Source organism: Pseudomonas sp. IT-P218 (assembly GCF_949767605.1).
In the GTDB taxonomy this organism is placed as follows: Bacteria; Pseudomonadota; Gammaproteobacteria; order Pseudomonadales; family Pseudomonadaceae; genus Aquipseudomonas; species Aquipseudomonas putida_AE.
Genome location: NZ_CATKQQ010000022.1, coordinates 430,381 through 446,837, shown reverse-complemented (window position 1 = coordinate 446,837; position 16,457 = coordinate 430,381). Strand labels below are relative to the sequence as shown.

Genomic DNA, 16,457 nt, shown 5'->3' with positions numbered 1-16,457 from the left:
AAGGGTATTGCCGGCGATGGCCAGGCTGCGGATGCTGTGGGCCGAACGCCAGAGCATCGCCCAAAGGCCCGGGAGAACGACATGTCGCAGTCCCTTTCACCCCTCTCTCTTGAAGCCTGCAAACCGGTCAGCCTGGACGCCGAAGTACCCACGCTTTCCACACAATGGTTGCCGCGCCAACATCTGGCAGCGCAGTTGCTGGAAAAACCGCAACGACTGCGCCTGCTATGCGCACCGGCAGGTTATGGCAAGACCTCGTTGATCAGACAATGCATGACCCGTTGCGTACCGGCACCGCGAATCCTGCAACTCAATCTGGCAGGACAACCCCTGACCCTGGCCCGGTTTTGCACACGCATCGCCGAGCAGTTCGGCCATCTGGCGCAGCCCGTCAATACGCCGGTCGCATTGCTCGATTGGCTTGAGGGATTGAAAGAGCCTTGCACCCTGATCCTTGACGATTATCCGGCAAAGGCCGATATCGCACTCGATGCCTGGATCGACCACCTGTTGCTGCATTCCCCCGCCACCATCGAACTGTGGGTCAGTTGCCGACAACGCCCGGCCTGGAACCTGCCGCGCCTGATGCTCGAGGGTGAACTACTGGAACTCGATAGCCGGGCGCTAGCCTTTTCCCGTCAGGAGTCCGACGATCTGGTGCGCCGGTTCGCCCCGACAACCGGCGATGCGGGCCGCGAGGCTATCTGGCAGCAGGCGGCGGGTTGGTGCGCGGGCACACGTCTGCTGGTCAACTCGGCAACTGGCGCACGAGCGATGCTGTACGACTATCTGGAACGTGAATTGCTGGCACACCTGAATGCAGAACAATGCAACCTGCTGAGCGGCCTGGCCTATTTGCCACGGTTTAGCGAAGCCCTGTGCGCCGAGCTGTGGGAGGAGCTCCACGACACGTCATCCCTGCGCGAAATGCTGCGCGCCCATACGTACTTCCAGCCGCTGGACAGCGAGGGTCAATGGTATTGCATCCTGCCGGCCGTGGCGCAGGCCCTGCAGGGAAGAATCGACCTCAACCCACTCAATCGACTGCGCCTGCGCGCCTGCCGAGGCTTGAGTGCGGCGGGCTTCATCGAAGATGCCATCGACCTGGCCTTCAGTGCCGGCCGCGCCGATGTGGCTGCCAATTACATGGCCACCCTCAATCCGGGCTGGCTGTTGTCCGGGCGCAATCTGTCACGCCTGCTCGACTGGCATGGGCGCTTGCCTGCCGGCTTGCTGACCAGCACGCCGCAACTGGTGGTCCTTATTGCCTGCGCCCTGATGATGAATGTCCGTCTGGATGAAGCGCAGGTTTGCCTGGCGCACTTGAACCGCTTCCTGCCACAACCCACAGCCGAACAGAACCGACGCCTACTGGCACGCTGGCAAGCCTTGTGGGGCGTCATCAACGGCCTGCAGGGCAACTGCACGCTGGCCACCGAGCACTGCCAGGCGGCACTCAATCACTTGGGTGACGATGAACGACACATGTCGTTCGTCTGCACGTTCATCCTTGCGCGACTGGCCATGAGCAGCGGTGAAACCGCCCAGGCCCAGCAGATGCTGATGCTCGCCGTCGAGCAGGCCCGCCGCCAGGGTTGCCTGGTCCGGGAAGTACAGGTCAACATCCAGCGCATCTGCCTGATGATGCTGTGCGGTGAGAGCGATATGGCCGACCGCCTGTTGCAGCACAACCTTTCATTGTTAGAGGCCGACGGCAACCGGCATGTGATGTTGCTTGGACGCTTGCGGGTGTTGCAGGGCAAACTGCATTTGCAGCGCGCAGAACTCGATGAATGCGAGCGCCTCCTGCATCAGGCCATGCAATTGGCCGGCGGTCATCACCTGTCCACCCTGCAAGCCCTGATGGGCCTGTCACAAGTGGCCGCCTGCCGGGGGGATTTCCAACAGGCCTGCGCTTTCCTGCAAGACGCCGAGCGCCATATGCAATGCGCCAATGTCCAGGAAAGCAGCTACCGCGCAGTGCTCAATCTGCAGACGCTGAGTGTATTGATCCTGCAAGGGAACTGGAAGCAGGCCCTGCTCATGGCGCAGATGACCGAGCAATATCTGCGCGGCTCTGCCGCACGGCTGACCCGCGTGCAGGTGCCGTCTTTGCCGGTGCACAGTCAGCTGCTACTGGCCATTGTCGAACAGGCCGTGGGGCAAACCCGGGATGCCTGCAGGCGCCTGGATACGGCACTGCGCGAATGCCAACGCCTGAACTTCCATGGGCTTGAAGCCAAGGCGTTGCGGCTGTTGGAACATTTCTCCCAGGACGCTGGTGCAGCCCAATCGACCTGGCCGTCGAAGACGAACGCCGGCGCCTTCAACCTGGTGGTCAGCGAAGCCCGGTTGGCCCCGCCAGGTAAACCCACGGTCAACAGCAAACGCGATGAACGGCTCACGGGCCGGGAGATGGCGGTGCTGGAATTGCTTGCCGAAGGGTTTTCAAACCGTGAGATCAGCGAGCGCCTGTACATCTCGACCAATACGGTCAAGGCACACATCAAGCACATTAACGAAAAACTCGGCGTTACCCGGCGCGCCCAGGCCGTGATGCGGGCCAAGGCGACCGGTGTGCTGCTCTGAGTCAAAGGCTTCGGTTGGGCAATCCAGCAACCCCCGCGCCCTGGCGATAGCGACAGCTTGTGCCTGGCCATGGGCGTGCAGCTTGCGGTAAAGATTGCGCAGGTGGACCTTTACCGTGTGCGCGGACAGCTGCAAGTGCTCGGCAACCGTGCTGATCGGGTGGCCGCGGGCAACCAGACGAATCACCTGACACTCACGCTCCGTCAGAGCCGCGCTTTTAGACGGCGTGCCATTGCGTTCTGCAAAGCGCTTGAGCAGGTCGTCGACGAATCCCTGCACTTGCTTTGGCAGCGTCCGACGATGCAGCAACGCAGCCAGTCGGGGACCCTCTTCGACAAAGGTGCTGCGCCAGCCCTCCTCGCAGGCGAACGGCAACACACCGGTCAACTGCGCCATCGCCGCATCGTGTCGTCCCTTGCCATCAAGGGCCATGGCCAACAGCAGGCGCAGCTTGAGTGTACGACGCAAACGGCCGCGCTGCCGTGCGTACTGAATGTCTGGTTGCAACGCTGCAATGGCCTCATCGAAACGGCCCTGGGCGATGTGCAGGCGCACGTGGGCGATGGTTGGGGTGTCGACGTCGTTGGCGACGAAAAACCGCTCCGTATTGGCCCAATCGCCATATCTGTCCACTTGAGTCAGCGCTTGCGCCGCCGCTTCGGCGCGACCGTCCAGTGTCGCGACACGGGCACGCTCGATCCACACGGAACACTGGATGCGATGGCAAGCCCTCTCCCGCCCGGTCTGCTCCAGTACGGCGAGGTGACGGTGGCTGATCGAATGTTCACCCCGGGACCAGGCGATACGCGCCATGAGCATATGGCTGAGGATCCACGCATCCGCTGGCGATTCGTCAGGCCTGCCTGACAGGTTTCGCGTGAGCACGCGTTGCGCTTGCGCGAGCTCGCCACTCTCATAGAGCACCAGGGCACGCACACTATCGGCTTGCGTGCCAGCCGGGGCAAAACACTCCAGGCGCAGGCGCGCCGTCGCCAGGCATCCCTGGCTCAGGTCGATGAGGCTTTCCAGCGCCGTCGCCGCGCAGGCCAGGTCATCCACACCCTGCCCGATCGCCACGGACAGCCTGCACCTTGCCTCGTCGAACCGCCCGAGGGCCATCAGGCGCGAGGCCGCCCGCAGGGTGATGACGACGTCCAGAGGTTACGGCTTCCAGACGGCCGCAAGATCGCCGACGTCGAGTGCGCTCATGATCCCTGCCGTGTGCTCGCCACGGGCCGGGATCGAACCTGGCACCTGGACCCGACCATCGAACCGTGGCGCGGGACTGGTTTGCAACAAGCCGTCGCGTTCGAAGTACACGCCCCGCTCCACCATATGGGGGTGCTGCGAGGCCTCGCGGGGGCTCAGGACCGGGGCGAAACACACGTCGGTGCCTTCGAGCAGGTCGCACCAGTGTTCCTGCGGCTGGCTGGCAAACACTTCGGCCAGCAACCCGCGCAGTTCCTCCCAGCGGCTCATGTCCCACTGTTTGGCGAAACGCGGGTCATCCTCCAGGCCCAGCTTGTTCAGCAGCAGTGCATGGAATTGCGACTCCATCGAGCCCAAGGCCACGTACTTGTCGTCCGCGCAGCGATAGGTGGCATAGAAATGCGAGCCGTCATGCACGCTCTTGCCGCGCTGTTCCTTGAGCAACCCGCGGCCCTGCAGCGACAGCATCAACTGCATCATGTGCGCCGAGCCGTCGACGATGGCCGCGTCGACCACCGTGCCCTTGCCGGTCTGCCGCGCATTGAGCACACCGGCCAGGATGCCGATCGTCAGGTACAGCGCACCACCGCCGATATCACCGATCAGGGTGATGGGAGACGACGGCGCTTCGTTGGCGGTGCCGCTGTGATAGAGCGCACCCGACAGGGCAATGTAATTGTTGTCATGACCCGCGACATGGGCCATCGGACCGTCCTGGCCCCAACCGGTCATGCGCCCGTAGACCAGACGCGGATTTCGCGCCTGGCAGTCCTGCGGACCGAGACCCAGGCGCTCCATGACGCCCGGGCGCATGCCTTCGATCAGGACGTCGGCGCTTTCGATCAGTTTCAGGACCAGATCGCGGCCTTCCGGGCTTTTCAGGTCAGCGACCACCGAACGCTTGCCGCGGTGAATCGGGTTGGCCGGTGGCTTGCCCGTCATGCCGAGCGGCAGCGCATTTTCGCGTTCGACCGCGATCACATCCGCGCCCAGGTCCGCCAGGTGCATGGCACAAAACGGCCCTGGGCCGATCCCGCAAATTTCTACAATCTTGATACCTGAAAGCATTTCTTTCCCTCCGGACTGCGACTGCGCCTTGTATGGAGGACACGCTAGCAAAGCCCGCCACGCAGCATGGCCCCCCGCTACGGGGGGCTCGGGACAGAACCCCGGGTTGGTTACTCTAAGACTTAATCCTCAAGCCATAACAACAATAGAAAGGAAGAACACATGTTTGCTCTACGTTCCCATTGGACACTGCTGGCGGGACTGCTGACGGTTCCGACGCTGGCCCTGGCCCAGGTCGCACCGGCCAACCCTTATCTGGCGCAGTCCTACAACAACCAGACCCATTGGAACGATGGGGCCTCGGACAGCACCGACATCGCCGTGCCGCGGGGTGCGTACAAAATGACCCCGGACGCCTACCGCGTAATGCCCAATGAATCGGGCAGCCTGGTGCAGTACAGCGACAAGGTCGGCGATACCGACCTGTACTGGTTCTGGGCCGGTTTTTCCCTGCGCAAGGTGAAGATCGAGGACGACTTCAAGTTCACCGAAGTGGCCCGGGTCGATCTGCCGGTCAAACTGCCCAATTACCAGCCGATCACCCCTGAGCAGCGTCTGGAGCAAGCCGCGCAAACCCGCAAATTTCTCGAGGCCAGGGACGAGAAAGGTTTGCTCGATTACATGAATGCGCAACCGAACCGCATGCTGACCGGCACCACCGACCAACTGTTGGGCGGCGCGATCTATTCACTGCTGACCCGCGACGATGCCTTCATTGGTGCCAGCGCCCGCCGGGTGTTCCGCATTGACCAGAACGATCACAAGGACCCGACCTCCGGCATGAAGCTCACCCGGGAAGTGCAGCTTCCGGATGAACTGTTCAACAATGAAAAGACCAAAAACGGTGTTGGCGTGCCGATGGACACCACCTTTGGCATGGGCATGACCCCCAACGGCTTCCTGGTGGTCAACACCATGGGCGGGACCGTCGCCACCCTCGACCGCACCACACTGAAACTGATCGACAGCTACCGCGTGGAAGGCAGCGACGAATTGTTCCTCAACTCCTTCGCCACCGGCCCGGAAGTCGATGGCGGCGCGGTGTATGTCGCGTCCAACCAGAACATGTACCGCCTGGTGGTCGACAAGCAGGGCAAGATCCACGCCGACGAAGCCAGTGGTGCCTGGAAGGCCCCTTACGAGCGCGGGCCACGCTTCACGTCGATCAAGATTGCCGACGGCACCGGCTCCACGCCGACCCTGATGGGCTACGGTCCGGAGGAAGACAAACTGGTGGTGTTCACCGACGGCGCGAAAAAGATGAACATCGTCGCCATGTGGCGCGACAAGATCCCGGCCGGCTGGAAGCAGAAGCCCGGCACTTCGTCGCCGCGGGTGGCCGACCAGCGTGTCGTCGACATGGGCCCGAACGTGCCTACCGTGCAATCGGAACAATCGGTGGCGGTGTATGACGGCCACGCGTTCGTGGTGAACAACATCCCTGCCGTGGAAAAACCGGTGCTGGCCAGGTCCGGCTACTACGTGACCATGCTCAACGGCATGACCCGCCCTGCCCCGAGCGGCGTGGCGATGTTCAAGTGGGATAATGCCAAGGACCAGTGGAGCACCTTGTGGGCCCGTGACGATGTGGGTTCGATCTCGATCGTGCCGATGATCAGCGGCGGCAGCCGCATGGCGTTGATCAACGGTTTCTACGCCGGTCGACTGGGTGAAGGCTTCCACATCGGCATGGACCTGGATACCGGCAAGACCGTACTGGAAATCGCCACCGGCAGCGACCCCGTGTTCAACGGCATGTACGCGCCGATGAAGGTCGATAAGCAGGGCCGCCTGATGTATGGCATGGCCTTCGGCATGGTGCTGATGGACACCAACCGCATGCAGAAAGTCGAACAGGTCGCCAAGAGCGAGTAAACGCGATCCTTCAGCCAGCGACGCCGGCCCTTCTTTGAGGGGCCGGCGTTTTTTATGCAATCAACATATCCCCGCGTTCCTCCATACGGCCCGCGTCATCGTTGACGACCATCGCGAGCAGGCTCCCACATTTTGATCGGTGTCATGCACAAGATCTGTGTTCGCTGCAGATCCCCTGTGGGAGCGGGCTTGCTCGCGAAAGCGGTGGGTCAGGCGATATCTCTATCAACGGGTCGGCCGTCATCGCGAGCAGGCTCACTCCCACATTTTGATCGGTGTCATGCACAAGATCTGTGTTCGCCGCAGATCTACTGTGGGAGCGAGCCTGCTCGCGATGAGGGCGTGTCAGTCGACATATTCCTTTCAGGTGTACCGCTTTCAGGTGCAAACGGCATAAAAAAACCGGGCGCTAGGCCCGGCGAAATAAGGAGCATGGTTGGGCGGCATGCGCCGCCGGATGTATCAGGCGCGACCGTAGAGGGTCACCACGCAAGCACCACCCAGCCCCAGGTTGTGCGCCAGGGCCAGGTTGACGCCTTCGACCTGACGCTTGTCGGCATTGCCGCGCAGCTGTTGGGTCAGCTCGAAGCATTGCGCCAGGCCGGTCGCCCCCAGTGGGTGCCCCTTGGACAGCAGGCCGCCGGACGGGTTGGTCACCACCTGGCCGCCGTAGGTGTTGTTGCCGTCGATGATGAACTGCTCGGCGCAGCCGACATCGCACAGGCCCAGGGATTCATAGGTCAGCAGCTCGTTATGGGCAAAGCAGTCGTGCATCTCGGCGACGCGAATGTCCTGCGGGTCGACGCCGGCCTTCTCGTAGACTTCCCTGGCCGCCCGCTGCGCCATGTCGAAACCGACCACTTCGATCATCGAACGGCTTTCGAAGCAGACCGGTTTGTCGGTGGTCAGCGATTGCGCGAGGATCACCACGTCCGTGCGCAGGCCATGTTTTTTAGCGAAAGCTTCGGAGCAGATGATCGCCGCCGCCGCGCCGCACGTTGGTGGGCAAGCCATCAGGCGGGTCATCACTCCCGGCCACATCACCATGTCGTGCATGACGTCTTCAGTGGTCACGACTTTGCGGAACAGCGCCAGCGGGTTGTTGGCGGCGTGGCGGCTGGCCTTCGCGCGGATCGCGGCGAAGGTGCTCATCTGCGTGCCGTACTTTTGCATGTGCTCGCGACCGGCTCCGCCGAACATCCGCAGGGCACTCGGGATTTCGATATCAGAGGTCAGCTCGTCAATCACCGACTGGGTCATGTGCGTGGTCGCACGTGGGCGATCGTCCCAGTTGCCTTTCAGGGCGCCGGGTTGCATCTGCTCGAAACCAAATGCCAAGGCACATTCGACTGCCCCGCTTTCCACGGCCTGGCGTGCCAGGAACAGGGCACTGGAACCGGTGGCGCAGTTGTTGTTGACGTTGATTACCGGGATACCGCTCATGCCCACTTCATAGAGCGCGGCCTGGCCGCTGGTGGAATCGCCATACACGTAGCCGGCATAGGCCTGCTGTACCAGGCGGTAGTCTACGCCGGCGTCTTGCAGCGCCAGGCGAATCGCCTGGGACCCCATTTCAATGTAGGTACCGCTGGTACCCGGTTTGACAAACGGAATCATGCCCACGCCGACAACGTAAGGTTTTTGCGACATTGCTTCTCTCCAGATTCAGTGAACAGGACGCAGGGGGAAGCCGTTCGCGCTCATCGAGGGCGAACGGCAATGGTTCGATTGGCTTAGCGAATGCCGGCGTTACGCAGCGCGGCCGGGGTGAAATCGCCCATGGTCGGTTGATAGGCGTAATCGGTGCCGCGCTTGTTCTCGTTGCCCAGGTTGGACACCAGGTAGCGGCCTGCCAACAGGTCGTACACGCCCATCGCGGCATACACGGCGACGCCCTGCTTGTAATCGTTGACGAGGTAGCCTTCGCTCACACGCCACAGCGCACCACGACCGTCGTACTGGTCGATTTCCACGGCAGCCCAGGTGTCTTCATCGAAGTACATGTGACGCTTGGCGTAGATGTGGCGCTGGCCTGGCTTGAGGGTTCCCTCCACTTCCCAAACGCGGTGCAGTTCGTAGCGGGTCAAGTCCTGGTTGATATGGCCCGGCTTGATGATGTCGGCATACTTCAACTTCGGCGATTGCAGCAGATAGTTGTTGTAGGGGACGTACACCTCTTTCTTGCCGATCAGCTTCCAGTCATAGCGATCCGGCGCACCGTTGTACATGTCGGCGTTATCGGCCACGCGCATGCCGTCCGCCGCAGTGCCCGGGCCGTCATAGGCCACTTGTGGCGCACGCCGTACACGGCGCTGGCCGGCGTTGTAGGCCCAGGCCATGCGTGGTTCCTTGATCTGATCGAGGGTTTCATGGATCAGCAGCACGCCACCGGCCAGACGCGCCGGCGCGGTCACGGTTTGCTTGGTATAGAACAGGATGTTGGCGCTGTCCTCAGGCTTGGCGTCGCTCATTTTCCATGGCAGCCCCGTGGCGAACTCGATCTCCACCGGGGTGTAGTCTCCGTTGACCTGTGGCGTAGCCTGGATTTGACGACTGATGAAGTTGGTGCCACGAGAGCGGGTCAGATGGTTCCACACCACTTCCAGGCCAGTCTTGGGAATCGGGAATGCGTAGTAGTGCGACTGCTCGAAGTTTTTCAACGAGTAGCCATCATTGGCCGACTCGGTGGTCACCGCGCTTTTCTTCACCGCGTCGTAGACCTCCTGGGGCGCCGATGCCGTGCGCTGGGTCTTGTACACCGGGATCTTGTAGGTGTCGGGGTAGCGCTGGAACAACGCCAGTTGCCCGGCGGTCAGGTTGGCCTTGTACTGCGCGGCATTGGCGGCGGTGATCACGAACTGCGGCTTTTCCCCTTCGAAGGGGTTGCCAAGAAAGTCGTTGGTCATTGGCGCGGCACCCGGCTTGAGGCCACCGGTCCAGGCGGGAATGGTACCACTGGCATTACCGGCCTTTTCCCCACCCAGGGGTGTTAGCGTGGTGCCCAGTTGCGCCGCTTCCTGGGGAGAAACCGCGGCCATCACGCTGGAAGCGATCAGGCTCAGGGTCAAGGTGCAGGCTTTAATCAGAGTGCTCGATTGCATTTTTATTATCTCCGTCTGACCGGTGTCAGAAGTTCACGCCGAAGCTGAGGGCGACGTAGTCGCGATCAGTGTTGGTATTCCACTTGCCGCCGAAGTAATCGGTGTAACTGAGACTCGCGGTGTAGGTGTTCATGTAGTCGGCATCCACGCCCAGGCTGATGGCCTTGTCGCCTTCCTCGAAGTTGGGACCCACGCCATTGACGTCATGGGACCAGGCGAGGTTGGGCGACAGGTTGATGCCGGCAATCACGTTGGGGTATTCGAGCTTGCCGCGCAGGCGATAGCCCCAGGAGTCGCTGGTATAGAAACCGTGGCTGTTGCATTCCTGCTGCGGGTTGCTCGGTCGGGTCACGCCAGGCTGGCCGGGCACCGGTGTGGCCTGGCCGGCGCAGACTGCCTGATTGACCAGTTGGCCTGCGCCGAATGCAGTGTTGCGACCGAAACGTTCCTCGCTACCGTCGCTTGCGCCCAGGCCGTTGATGTGGTTGTAGCCCACCTCGCCCACCAGGGTCAGGCGCTCGGAACCGAGTACCTGGTCGAAGAATCGGGTGGCGCTCATCTGCGCCTGCAGCACCGGCATGCGCTTGTAGCCCTCGACGCTGGCTCCCGCGACATTGGCGGACTGGCCACTGACGAACAGCGGCGAAGCGGCGTTGCCCACGGCCGCCAGGTTGATGTCGGCGCCGTTGAGGTTCAACGGCATGTTCGGCCGGAAGCTCACCTCGCCGCCCAGCGAAGTACCCATCGCGTTGGTGGCGAAGCTCAGGCCATACAGGCGCACATCTTCGGGGTAGACCACGTTGTAGCTGGCGCTGCGAATCGCCGTCACCGCGTTGGCGGTGTTGGTCGCGCGGGTGAAGTTCAGGCTCGGGTTGCGGCTGTGATAGTTCATGGCGTAGGCGCCGAACTCGGTGTCGTTGAGTTCTGGCGCGTACCAGCGCAGGGCCAGGCCGAACTGGCCGCTGTCCCGGGCGTCCTTGGTCTTGGTGCGCGGGATGTAGGCGTCGTCCGCAAGGCCTGGGGCCCCGGTGTTGTTGGCCACGCCCGGTGGCAGATCGAGACCTGCCAGCACGGCACGGTCGTTGCAGCCTTCGGGCGTGACGTCGTTGCCGAAGAAAGTGCCGCAGTTGTCGATCACCGACGGCGCCCACTCGATCTGGTAGAACGCCTCGGCGGTGAGGTTTTCCGTCAGTCCCTGGGACACGTACAGCATGTTCACTGGGATCAGGCCTTCCTTGACCTCGGCACCGGGACGGCGCAGCGCGGCGACGTCAATCGGGTTGATGCTGTTGATCGAGTTGCCGATGAAGGTGCTTTCGCCCCAGCTCACCACCTGCTTGCCAAGGCGCACGTTGCCCTGCAATTCGTCGATCGTGTAGTTGTGGTAGACGAAGCTGTCGAGGAACATCGCGCCGGATGACTTCGCGGCACGCTGGCGGCCGTGATCGTCGATGTCGTAGAACGGACGGCTTTCATCCATCAGCTCGAAGTCATACCAGTATTTGCCGCGCACAAACGCGCCGCTGTCGCCGTATTTCAGCTCCAGGTCATGCACGCCCTTGAAGATCTTCGAGAAGGTCTCGCCCTTCTTGAAGTTCAGGCGGTTGTCATCGTTGGTGCGCGCCGATGCATTGCCCCGCACGCCCTGGGAATTGAAGTTGGAAATGAAATCCGGGTCCGGTCCGCGTACCGCCCAACTGGCGCCAACCGATAGCGCGGAATCGAAACTGCCTTCGATTTCACCAATGCTGAAATCCTTGGCAAAAGCCTGTGGGGTGACTGCCGCAGCGACGGCGACTGCCAGCAGGTTTGGGTAGCAAGCTCTACGCAATCTCGTAATGCTCATGCGTCCTCCGATTGAATTGACACAAGGAGACCCGTGCGCACCGGTGGATGCGCTTGAGTTCCTGGCGTTGGAAATAAGATGCGCGGCCGCAACGACCGCGCGACACTGGTTCAGGCGATCCCGCGCTGCTGGTTTTCCCAGAAGGGTTTGCGCAGTTCGGTCTTCAGCACTTTGCCGACGCTGGTCAGCGGCAGTGCTTCGCGGAACTCGACACTGCGCGGCACCTTGTAGCCAGCAATCCGCTCGCGGCAGTGGGCAATGATTTCTTCGCTGCTGGCCTTGATGCCAGGCTTGAGAATGATCACCGCATGCACGGACTCGCCCCATCTCTGGCAGGGGATGCCGATCACGGCACTTTGTGCCACGGCGGGATGGCTGCCGATGGCCGCCTCAACTTCCCCGCAGTAGACGTTTTCGCCGCCACTGACCACCATGTCCTTGAGACGGTCGCAGATGTAGATGAAGCCGTCCTCGTCCATGTAGCCGCCGTCACCGGTGTGCATCCAGCCGCCGCGCAGCGCCTCGGCAGTGGCCTCGGGTTTTTTCCAGTAACCGAGCATCACGTTCGGGCCGCGCACGATGATTTCGCCCACGGTGCCGCGCGGCACTTCGTTGTCGTTGGCGTCTACCACTCGTATTTCCACGCACTGTACCGGCAGGCCGGCCGAGTACATCTTGCCGCTCGCCTGGTGCTCCGCGCTGTGATACTCGCTGTCGAGGATCGCCGCTGCCGGGGCCAGTTCGGTCATGCCGTAGCCTTGGGAGAAATCGGCATCGGTGAACACCGCGCGTGCCCGGTCCAGCAAGGCCGGGGTTATGGTGGAGGCGCCGTAGATGATGCGATTGAGCGAGCTTAGATCCAGGTCCCGACCCTGTGCCTGGTGCCAGTCAAGCACCATCTGGATCATGGTTGGCGCGAGCAGCACCTCATTGGCTTTCTCCTGGTCAATGGCATGCAGAACGCCTTGCGCGGTAAAGGTCTGCAAAACCGCATGGGTCGCGCCACTGATGAAACAGGCCGTCATCGCGGCGAAGTCCGCCAGGTGGAACATCGGCATCGCGTGGAGAAATGTCGAACCCGCGCTGCAACGTCCGGCGATCAAGGAGTTCATCGCCGAGAACGCCACGTTGCTGTGGCTGAGCATCACGCCTTTAGGCTGGCCGGTGGTGCCGCCGGTGTAGAAAATGCCAAGCAAGGCATCACCGCTGCGGCGCGCATCTTCCACCGGCTCGCTGATCTCGATCAGGGTTTCGTAGTTGAGCATCCCCGGTGGTGTTTCGCCGTCACCGGCGTAGATCACCACACGTACGGTTTTCGCCTGTTCCTGCACCTTGGCGCCCAGTGCCTTGTGGTGATCGTCGACGATCAGCACGGTGGTTTCTGAGTCGTCCAGCGAATAGACGATCTCCGCCAGGCTCCAGCGAAAGTTCACCGGATTGACCACGGCATCGGCCCACGGCACAGCCTGGTAATACTCGATGAAGCGTTGCGAGTTGAAGGACAGCATGGCCACGCGATCACCACTGCCGACATCCAGGCCTTTCAATGCACTGGCCAGGCGCGCGACGCGATCACCGAATTCGGCGTAGGTGATGCTGTGGCCGCCCTGAGAGCGGATGGCCACGGCATTGGGACGTTGCTGCAGATGACGGTGCAGCCCTTGAGTGATGTACATGAAAACTCCAAATTGCTTTTTTATTATTCAATCGATTTGGAACTATCGACGTGGCTGTCGGGCCGACCACAGTCGGAGTCAGCCCTGTTGTCACAGCGAACGCGCAACGACCTCGCGCTGAATCTCGTTGGAGCCACCGTAGATGCGTGCCACCCGTGCATCGGCCCACATCCGCCCGATCGGGTACTCGTTCATGTAGCCGTAGCCACCGAACAGTTGCAGGCAGCGATCGAGCACTTCACCCTGGCGTTCGGTCAGCCAGAACTTGCCCATCGACGCCAGCGTGGTGTCGAGGGTGCCGTCGATCCAACGCTGGATGATCAGGTCGACGAAGGTCCTGGCCGCCATGACCGTCGCCTTGGCGTCCGCCAGCACGAAGCGGCTGTTCTGGAAGTCGATCACCGGTTTGCCGAAGGCCTTGCGATCCTTGGTGTATTCCACGGTCAGGCGCAGGGCGCGCTCCATTACCGCCACAGCGCCAACGCCGATCTGCGCGCGCTCGTATGGCAGCTGGCTCATCAGGGTGTAGAACCCTTGTCCTTCCACTTCGCCCAACAGGCAATCGGCGGGCACTTCAACGTCGTCGAAGAACATCTCCGAAGTGTCCTGGGCATGCATGCCGACTTTGCTCAGCAGCTTGCCGCGACGGAAACCCGGGGTGTTGGTGTCGACCATGAACAGCGAAACGCCCTTGGCGCCCTGGGTGATGTCGGTCTTGGCGATCACCAGCACCATGTCGCAGGTCTGGCCATTGCTGATAAAGGTCTTGGCGCCATTGATGACGTATTTGTCGCCCCGCTTCACGGCGCGGGTGCGAACTGATTGCAGGTCCGAGCCGGCACCGGGTTCTGTCATGGCGATGGCGCAGATGATCTCGCCGGAACCGATCTTCGGCAGCCAGTGCTTCTTCTGCGCTTCGGTGCCGGATTCGAGGATGTAATGAGCGACGATGTGGCTCAGGCCAAGGCCCAGGCCGCCACCGAAGGTGCTCATCGCGTTGCACACGCACACGTAGTGGCCGATGTCGCCCCCCGCACCGCCGTACTCCTGCGAGACATCCGGAAGAATAAGACCCAATTCACCGGCCTTGAGCCACGCAGAACGATCGGCGAAGTGCTGCTCACGCCACTTCAGTTCATTGGGCTCCATGTATTCCTTGCCGAAGCGCATGACCATGTCGTTGAACGACTCCAGGTCCTCGGTCATCCACGGGGAGCGGTAATTTTCCAGCATTGCAAACACCTCAAGTTCTTGGGCTTGTTACCCGCGGGCGGGCAACAAGCTCGACGAATCGTTGGCCCTGCTTACCAGGGCACACGCCGCAACAGCCTTAGAAATTCGAACCTGGACCGCCGCCGCAGAAGATGACCTGGCCGGAGCAGAAGTTGGATTCCGGCAGGCAGAACATCACTACTGCACCCGCGGCTTCTTCTGGTTTGCCGACACGACCCAACGGGATGGTGGCGGCCACACCGTCGAGACGCGCCTGCTGCACGCCGACCTTGATTTCGCGACCTTCAATGTTCACGGTCTTGCTGTCCTCGCCAGCCAGGGCCTGGGTCAGGCGCGTGTCGATCAAACCGAACGCGACGGCGTTGACGTTGACTTTCAGGCGGCCCCACTCCTTGGACAGGGTCTTGGTCAGGCCCAGAATCCCGGATTTGCCCGAGGAATAGTTGGACTGGCCGACGTTGCCACCAGCAGCGCCGGAGGAAATGTTCACCACCTTGCGCAGCACTTCTCGGCCTTCGGCGGCTTCTTTCTTGGCCATGGCGCTGATGATCGGCTGGGCGGCACGCAGGATGCGGAACGGCGCGGTCAGGTGGCAGTCGATGACCGCGTACCACTGCTCGTCGCTCATCTTCTGGATCACGTTGTCCCAGGTGAAACCGGCGTTGTTGACGATGATGTCGATGGAGCCATAGCTCTTGACGGCGGTCTGCACGAAACGGTCGGCGAAGTCCGGCGCGGTGACGCTGCCTACGCACGCCACGGCTTCGCCGCCAGCGGCGCGAATTTCGGCGACCACTTCTTCAGCCGGTGCAGCGTCCAGGTCGTTGACCACGACTTTCGCGCCGTAGGCGGCCAGTTGCAGAGCGACTTCACGACCAATGCCACGGCCGGAACCGGTGACCAGAGCGACTTTGCCTTCAAGCTTTTTCATTTTTTATTGTTCCTGAGTGAGGGATTCAAGGGGTTCAGGCCAGGGCCACGACGGCTTCGCCGACGAGTTTTTCTTCGCCGTACTGGTTGGCGCAACGGATCTGCAGGCGCACGCGCTTCTCACCGTTTTCTTCGAATTTTTCGGTAATGGTGCCGGTGCAGGTCGGGATGTGCCCCAGATGGGTAATGCCGGTGAAACGGATCGACAGGCTGCGCACTTGCTGCTGTGGTACCCATTGGGTCAACAGGCGACCCAGGTAGGCGGCCGACAACATGCCGTGGGCGAACACGTCGGGCATGCGCGATTTGCGGGCGAAATCGATGTCGATATGGATCGGGTTGTGATCACCCGACGCGCCGCAGTACAGCGCCAGGGTGGTGCGGTTAACCGGTTGCAGTTTGAGAAGCGGGATCACATCGCCAATCTGGACATCGGAGAATTGCGCGTGGGTGGTGTTGGAGAGCGTCATCGACATTTCCTCAGCGCTGTACGAGGGACGAGCGGACATCGGCGATATGCACGCCATCCTGGTTGGTTACCCGCGATTCCATGACCACGAATTGCAGGGCCCCGCCCTTTTTCTCGTAGACATCGGTGATGCTGGCGTTGAAGGTCAGCACGTCGCCGGCATAGGCCATGGCGTGGTACACGAAGGACTGCTCGGCGTGCAGGATGCGGCCCAGGTCAAAGTTGCACAGCTTGAGGAAAGCGGTCAGGTCGCGACCTTCACCTTCCAGGCACTTGAGAAAGGTCGGCGGTACCGGCAAGGCCTTGTGGCCCGCGGCGATGGCCGCCGCCTCGCTGGTGTACACCGGATCGGTTTCACCAATCGCCTTGGCGAAAAAGCGCAGGCGGCCCTTCTCCACATCGACGCTGAATTTATCGAGCTTGTGCCCGATCAGGCTCTTGTCAGCCATGTGTCTCACTCC

Annotated in this window: 11 protein-coding genes and 1 pseudogene; 2 read left to right on the top strand and 10 right to left on the bottom strand. The window is 61.8% G+C overall.

Annotated features, from left to right (window positions below):
• Positions 1-81 precede the first annotated feature (81 nt).
• A complete protein-coding gene (locus tag ACM6I6_RS16075) occupies positions 82-2,589 on the top strand; it encodes a LuxR C-terminal-related transcriptional regulator (RefSeq protein WP_414920218.1) in 2,508 nt (835 codons plus the stop codon).
• A gap of 54 nt (positions 2,590-2,643) precedes the next feature.
• Here the strand turns inward: ACM6I6_RS16075 and ACM6I6_RS16070 are convergent.
• Positions 2,644-3,708, bottom strand: a pseudogene (locus ACM6I6_RS16070) (LuxR C-terminal-related transcriptional regulator); the annotation flags it as partial.
• Positions 3,709-3,750: 42 nt separating this feature from the next.
• Positions 3,751-4,866: a CaiB/BaiF CoA transferase family protein gene (locus ACM6I6_RS16065; protein ID WP_274075233.1), complete on the bottom strand. Its 1,116-nt coding sequence runs from the start codon at positions 4,864-4,866 to the stop codon at positions 3,751-3,753.
• 162 nt (positions 4,867-5,028) lie between these two features.
• Here ACM6I6_RS16065 and ACM6I6_RS16060 point away from each other — a divergent pair, with 162 nt between their 5' ends.
• On the top strand, positions 5,029-6,741 hold the full coding sequence (locus ACM6I6_RS16060) for a hypothetical protein (RefSeq protein WP_414920217.1): 1,713 nt from the start codon (positions 5,029-5,031) through the stop codon (positions 6,739-6,741).
• A 462-nt stretch (positions 6,742-7,203) separates the two neighbouring features.
• Here the strand turns inward: ACM6I6_RS16060 and ACM6I6_RS16055 are convergent, their stop codons facing one another.
• From ACM6I6_RS16055 to ACM6I6_RS16020, 8 genes are all read right to left on the bottom strand, one after another.
• Entirely contained in the window at positions 7,204-8,391 is a 1,188-nt protein-coding gene (locus ACM6I6_RS16055; protein WP_414920216.1) for a lipid-transfer protein, read from the bottom strand.
• 83 nt (positions 8,392-8,474) lie between these two features.
• Positions 8,475-9,842 (bottom strand): DUF1329 domain-containing protein, encoded by a 1,368-nt coding sequence (locus ACM6I6_RS16050; protein ID WP_274075236.1) that lies wholly within the window; start codon positions 9,840-9,842, stop codon positions 8,475-8,477.
• Positions 9,843-9,867: 25 nt separating this feature from the next.
• Positions 9,868-11,688 (bottom strand): DUF1302 domain-containing protein, encoded by a 1,821-nt coding sequence (locus ACM6I6_RS16045; protein WP_274075237.1) that lies wholly within the window; start codon positions 11,686-11,688, stop codon positions 9,868-9,870.
• Positions 11,689-11,798: 110 nt separating this feature from the next.
• Positions 11,799-13,364, bottom strand: a complete 1,566-nt coding sequence (locus tag ACM6I6_RS16040; RefSeq protein WP_274075238.1) for a long-chain-fatty-acid--CoA ligase — start codon at positions 13,362-13,364, stop codon at positions 11,799-11,801.
• 90 nt (positions 13,365-13,454) lie between these two features.
• On the bottom strand, positions 13,455-14,597 hold the full coding sequence (locus ACM6I6_RS16035) for an acyl-CoA dehydrogenase family protein (protein WP_406590754.1): 1,143 nt from the start codon (positions 14,595-14,597) through the stop codon (positions 13,455-13,457).
• A gap of 97 nt (positions 14,598-14,694) precedes the next feature.
• Positions 14,695-15,528 (bottom strand): SDR family NAD(P)-dependent oxidoreductase, encoded by an 834-nt coding sequence (locus tag ACM6I6_RS16030; protein ID WP_414920215.1) that lies wholly within the window; start codon positions 15,526-15,528, stop codon positions 14,695-14,697.
• 34 nt (positions 15,529-15,562) lie between these two features.
• On the bottom strand, positions 15,563-15,997 hold the full coding sequence (locus ACM6I6_RS16025; RefSeq protein ID WP_274075241.1) for a MaoC family dehydratase: 435 nt from the start codon (positions 15,995-15,997) through the stop codon (positions 15,563-15,565).
• Positions 15,998-16,007: 10 nt separating this feature from the next.
• Positions 16,008-16,445 (bottom strand): MaoC family dehydratase N-terminal domain-containing protein, encoded by a 438-nt coding sequence (locus tag ACM6I6_RS16020; RefSeq protein ID WP_274075242.1) that lies wholly within the window; start codon positions 16,443-16,445, stop codon positions 16,008-16,010.
• Positions 16,446-16,457 lie beyond the last annotated feature (12 nt).

Coding starts and splice junctions, on each gene's coding strand:
- ACM6I6_RS16075 (WP_414920218.1), top strand. CDS start 82: ATGTCGCAGTCCCTTTCACCCCTCTCTCTTGAAGCCTGCAAACCGGTC.
- ACM6I6_RS16065 (WP_274075233.1), bottom strand. CDS start 4,866: ATGCTTTCAGGTATCAAGATTGTAGAAATTTGCGGGATCGGCCCAGGG.
- ACM6I6_RS16060 (WP_414920217.1), top strand. CDS start 5,029: ATGTTTGCTCTACGTTCCCATTGGACACTGCTGGCGGGACTGCTGACG.
- ACM6I6_RS16055 (WP_414920216.1), bottom strand. CDS start 8,391: ATGTCGCAAAAACCTTACGTTGTCGGCGTGGGCATGATTCCGTTTGTC.
- ACM6I6_RS16050 (WP_274075236.1), bottom strand. CDS start 9,842: ATGCAATCGAGCACTCTGATTAAAGCCTGCACCTTGACCCTGAGCCTG.
- ACM6I6_RS16045 (WP_274075237.1), bottom strand. CDS start 11,688: ATGAGCATTACGAGATTGCGTAGAGCTTGCTACCCAAACCTGCTGGCA.
- ACM6I6_RS16040 (WP_274075238.1), bottom strand. CDS start 13,364: ATGTACATCACTCAAGGGCTGCACCGTCATCTGCAGCAACGTCCCAAT.
- ACM6I6_RS16035 (WP_406590754.1), bottom strand. CDS start 14,597: ATGCTGGAAAATTACCGCTCCCCGTGGATGACCGAGGACCTGGAGTCG.
- ACM6I6_RS16030 (WP_414920215.1), bottom strand. CDS start 15,528: ATGAAAAAGCTTGAAGGCAAAGTCGCTCTGGTCACCGGTTCCGGCCGT.
- ACM6I6_RS16025 (WP_274075241.1), bottom strand. CDS start 15,997: ATGACGCTCTCCAACACCACCCACGCGCAATTCTCCGATGTCCAGATT.
- ACM6I6_RS16020 (WP_274075242.1), bottom strand. CDS start 16,445: ATGGCTGACAAGAGCCTGATCGGGCACAAGCTCGATAAATTCAGCGTC.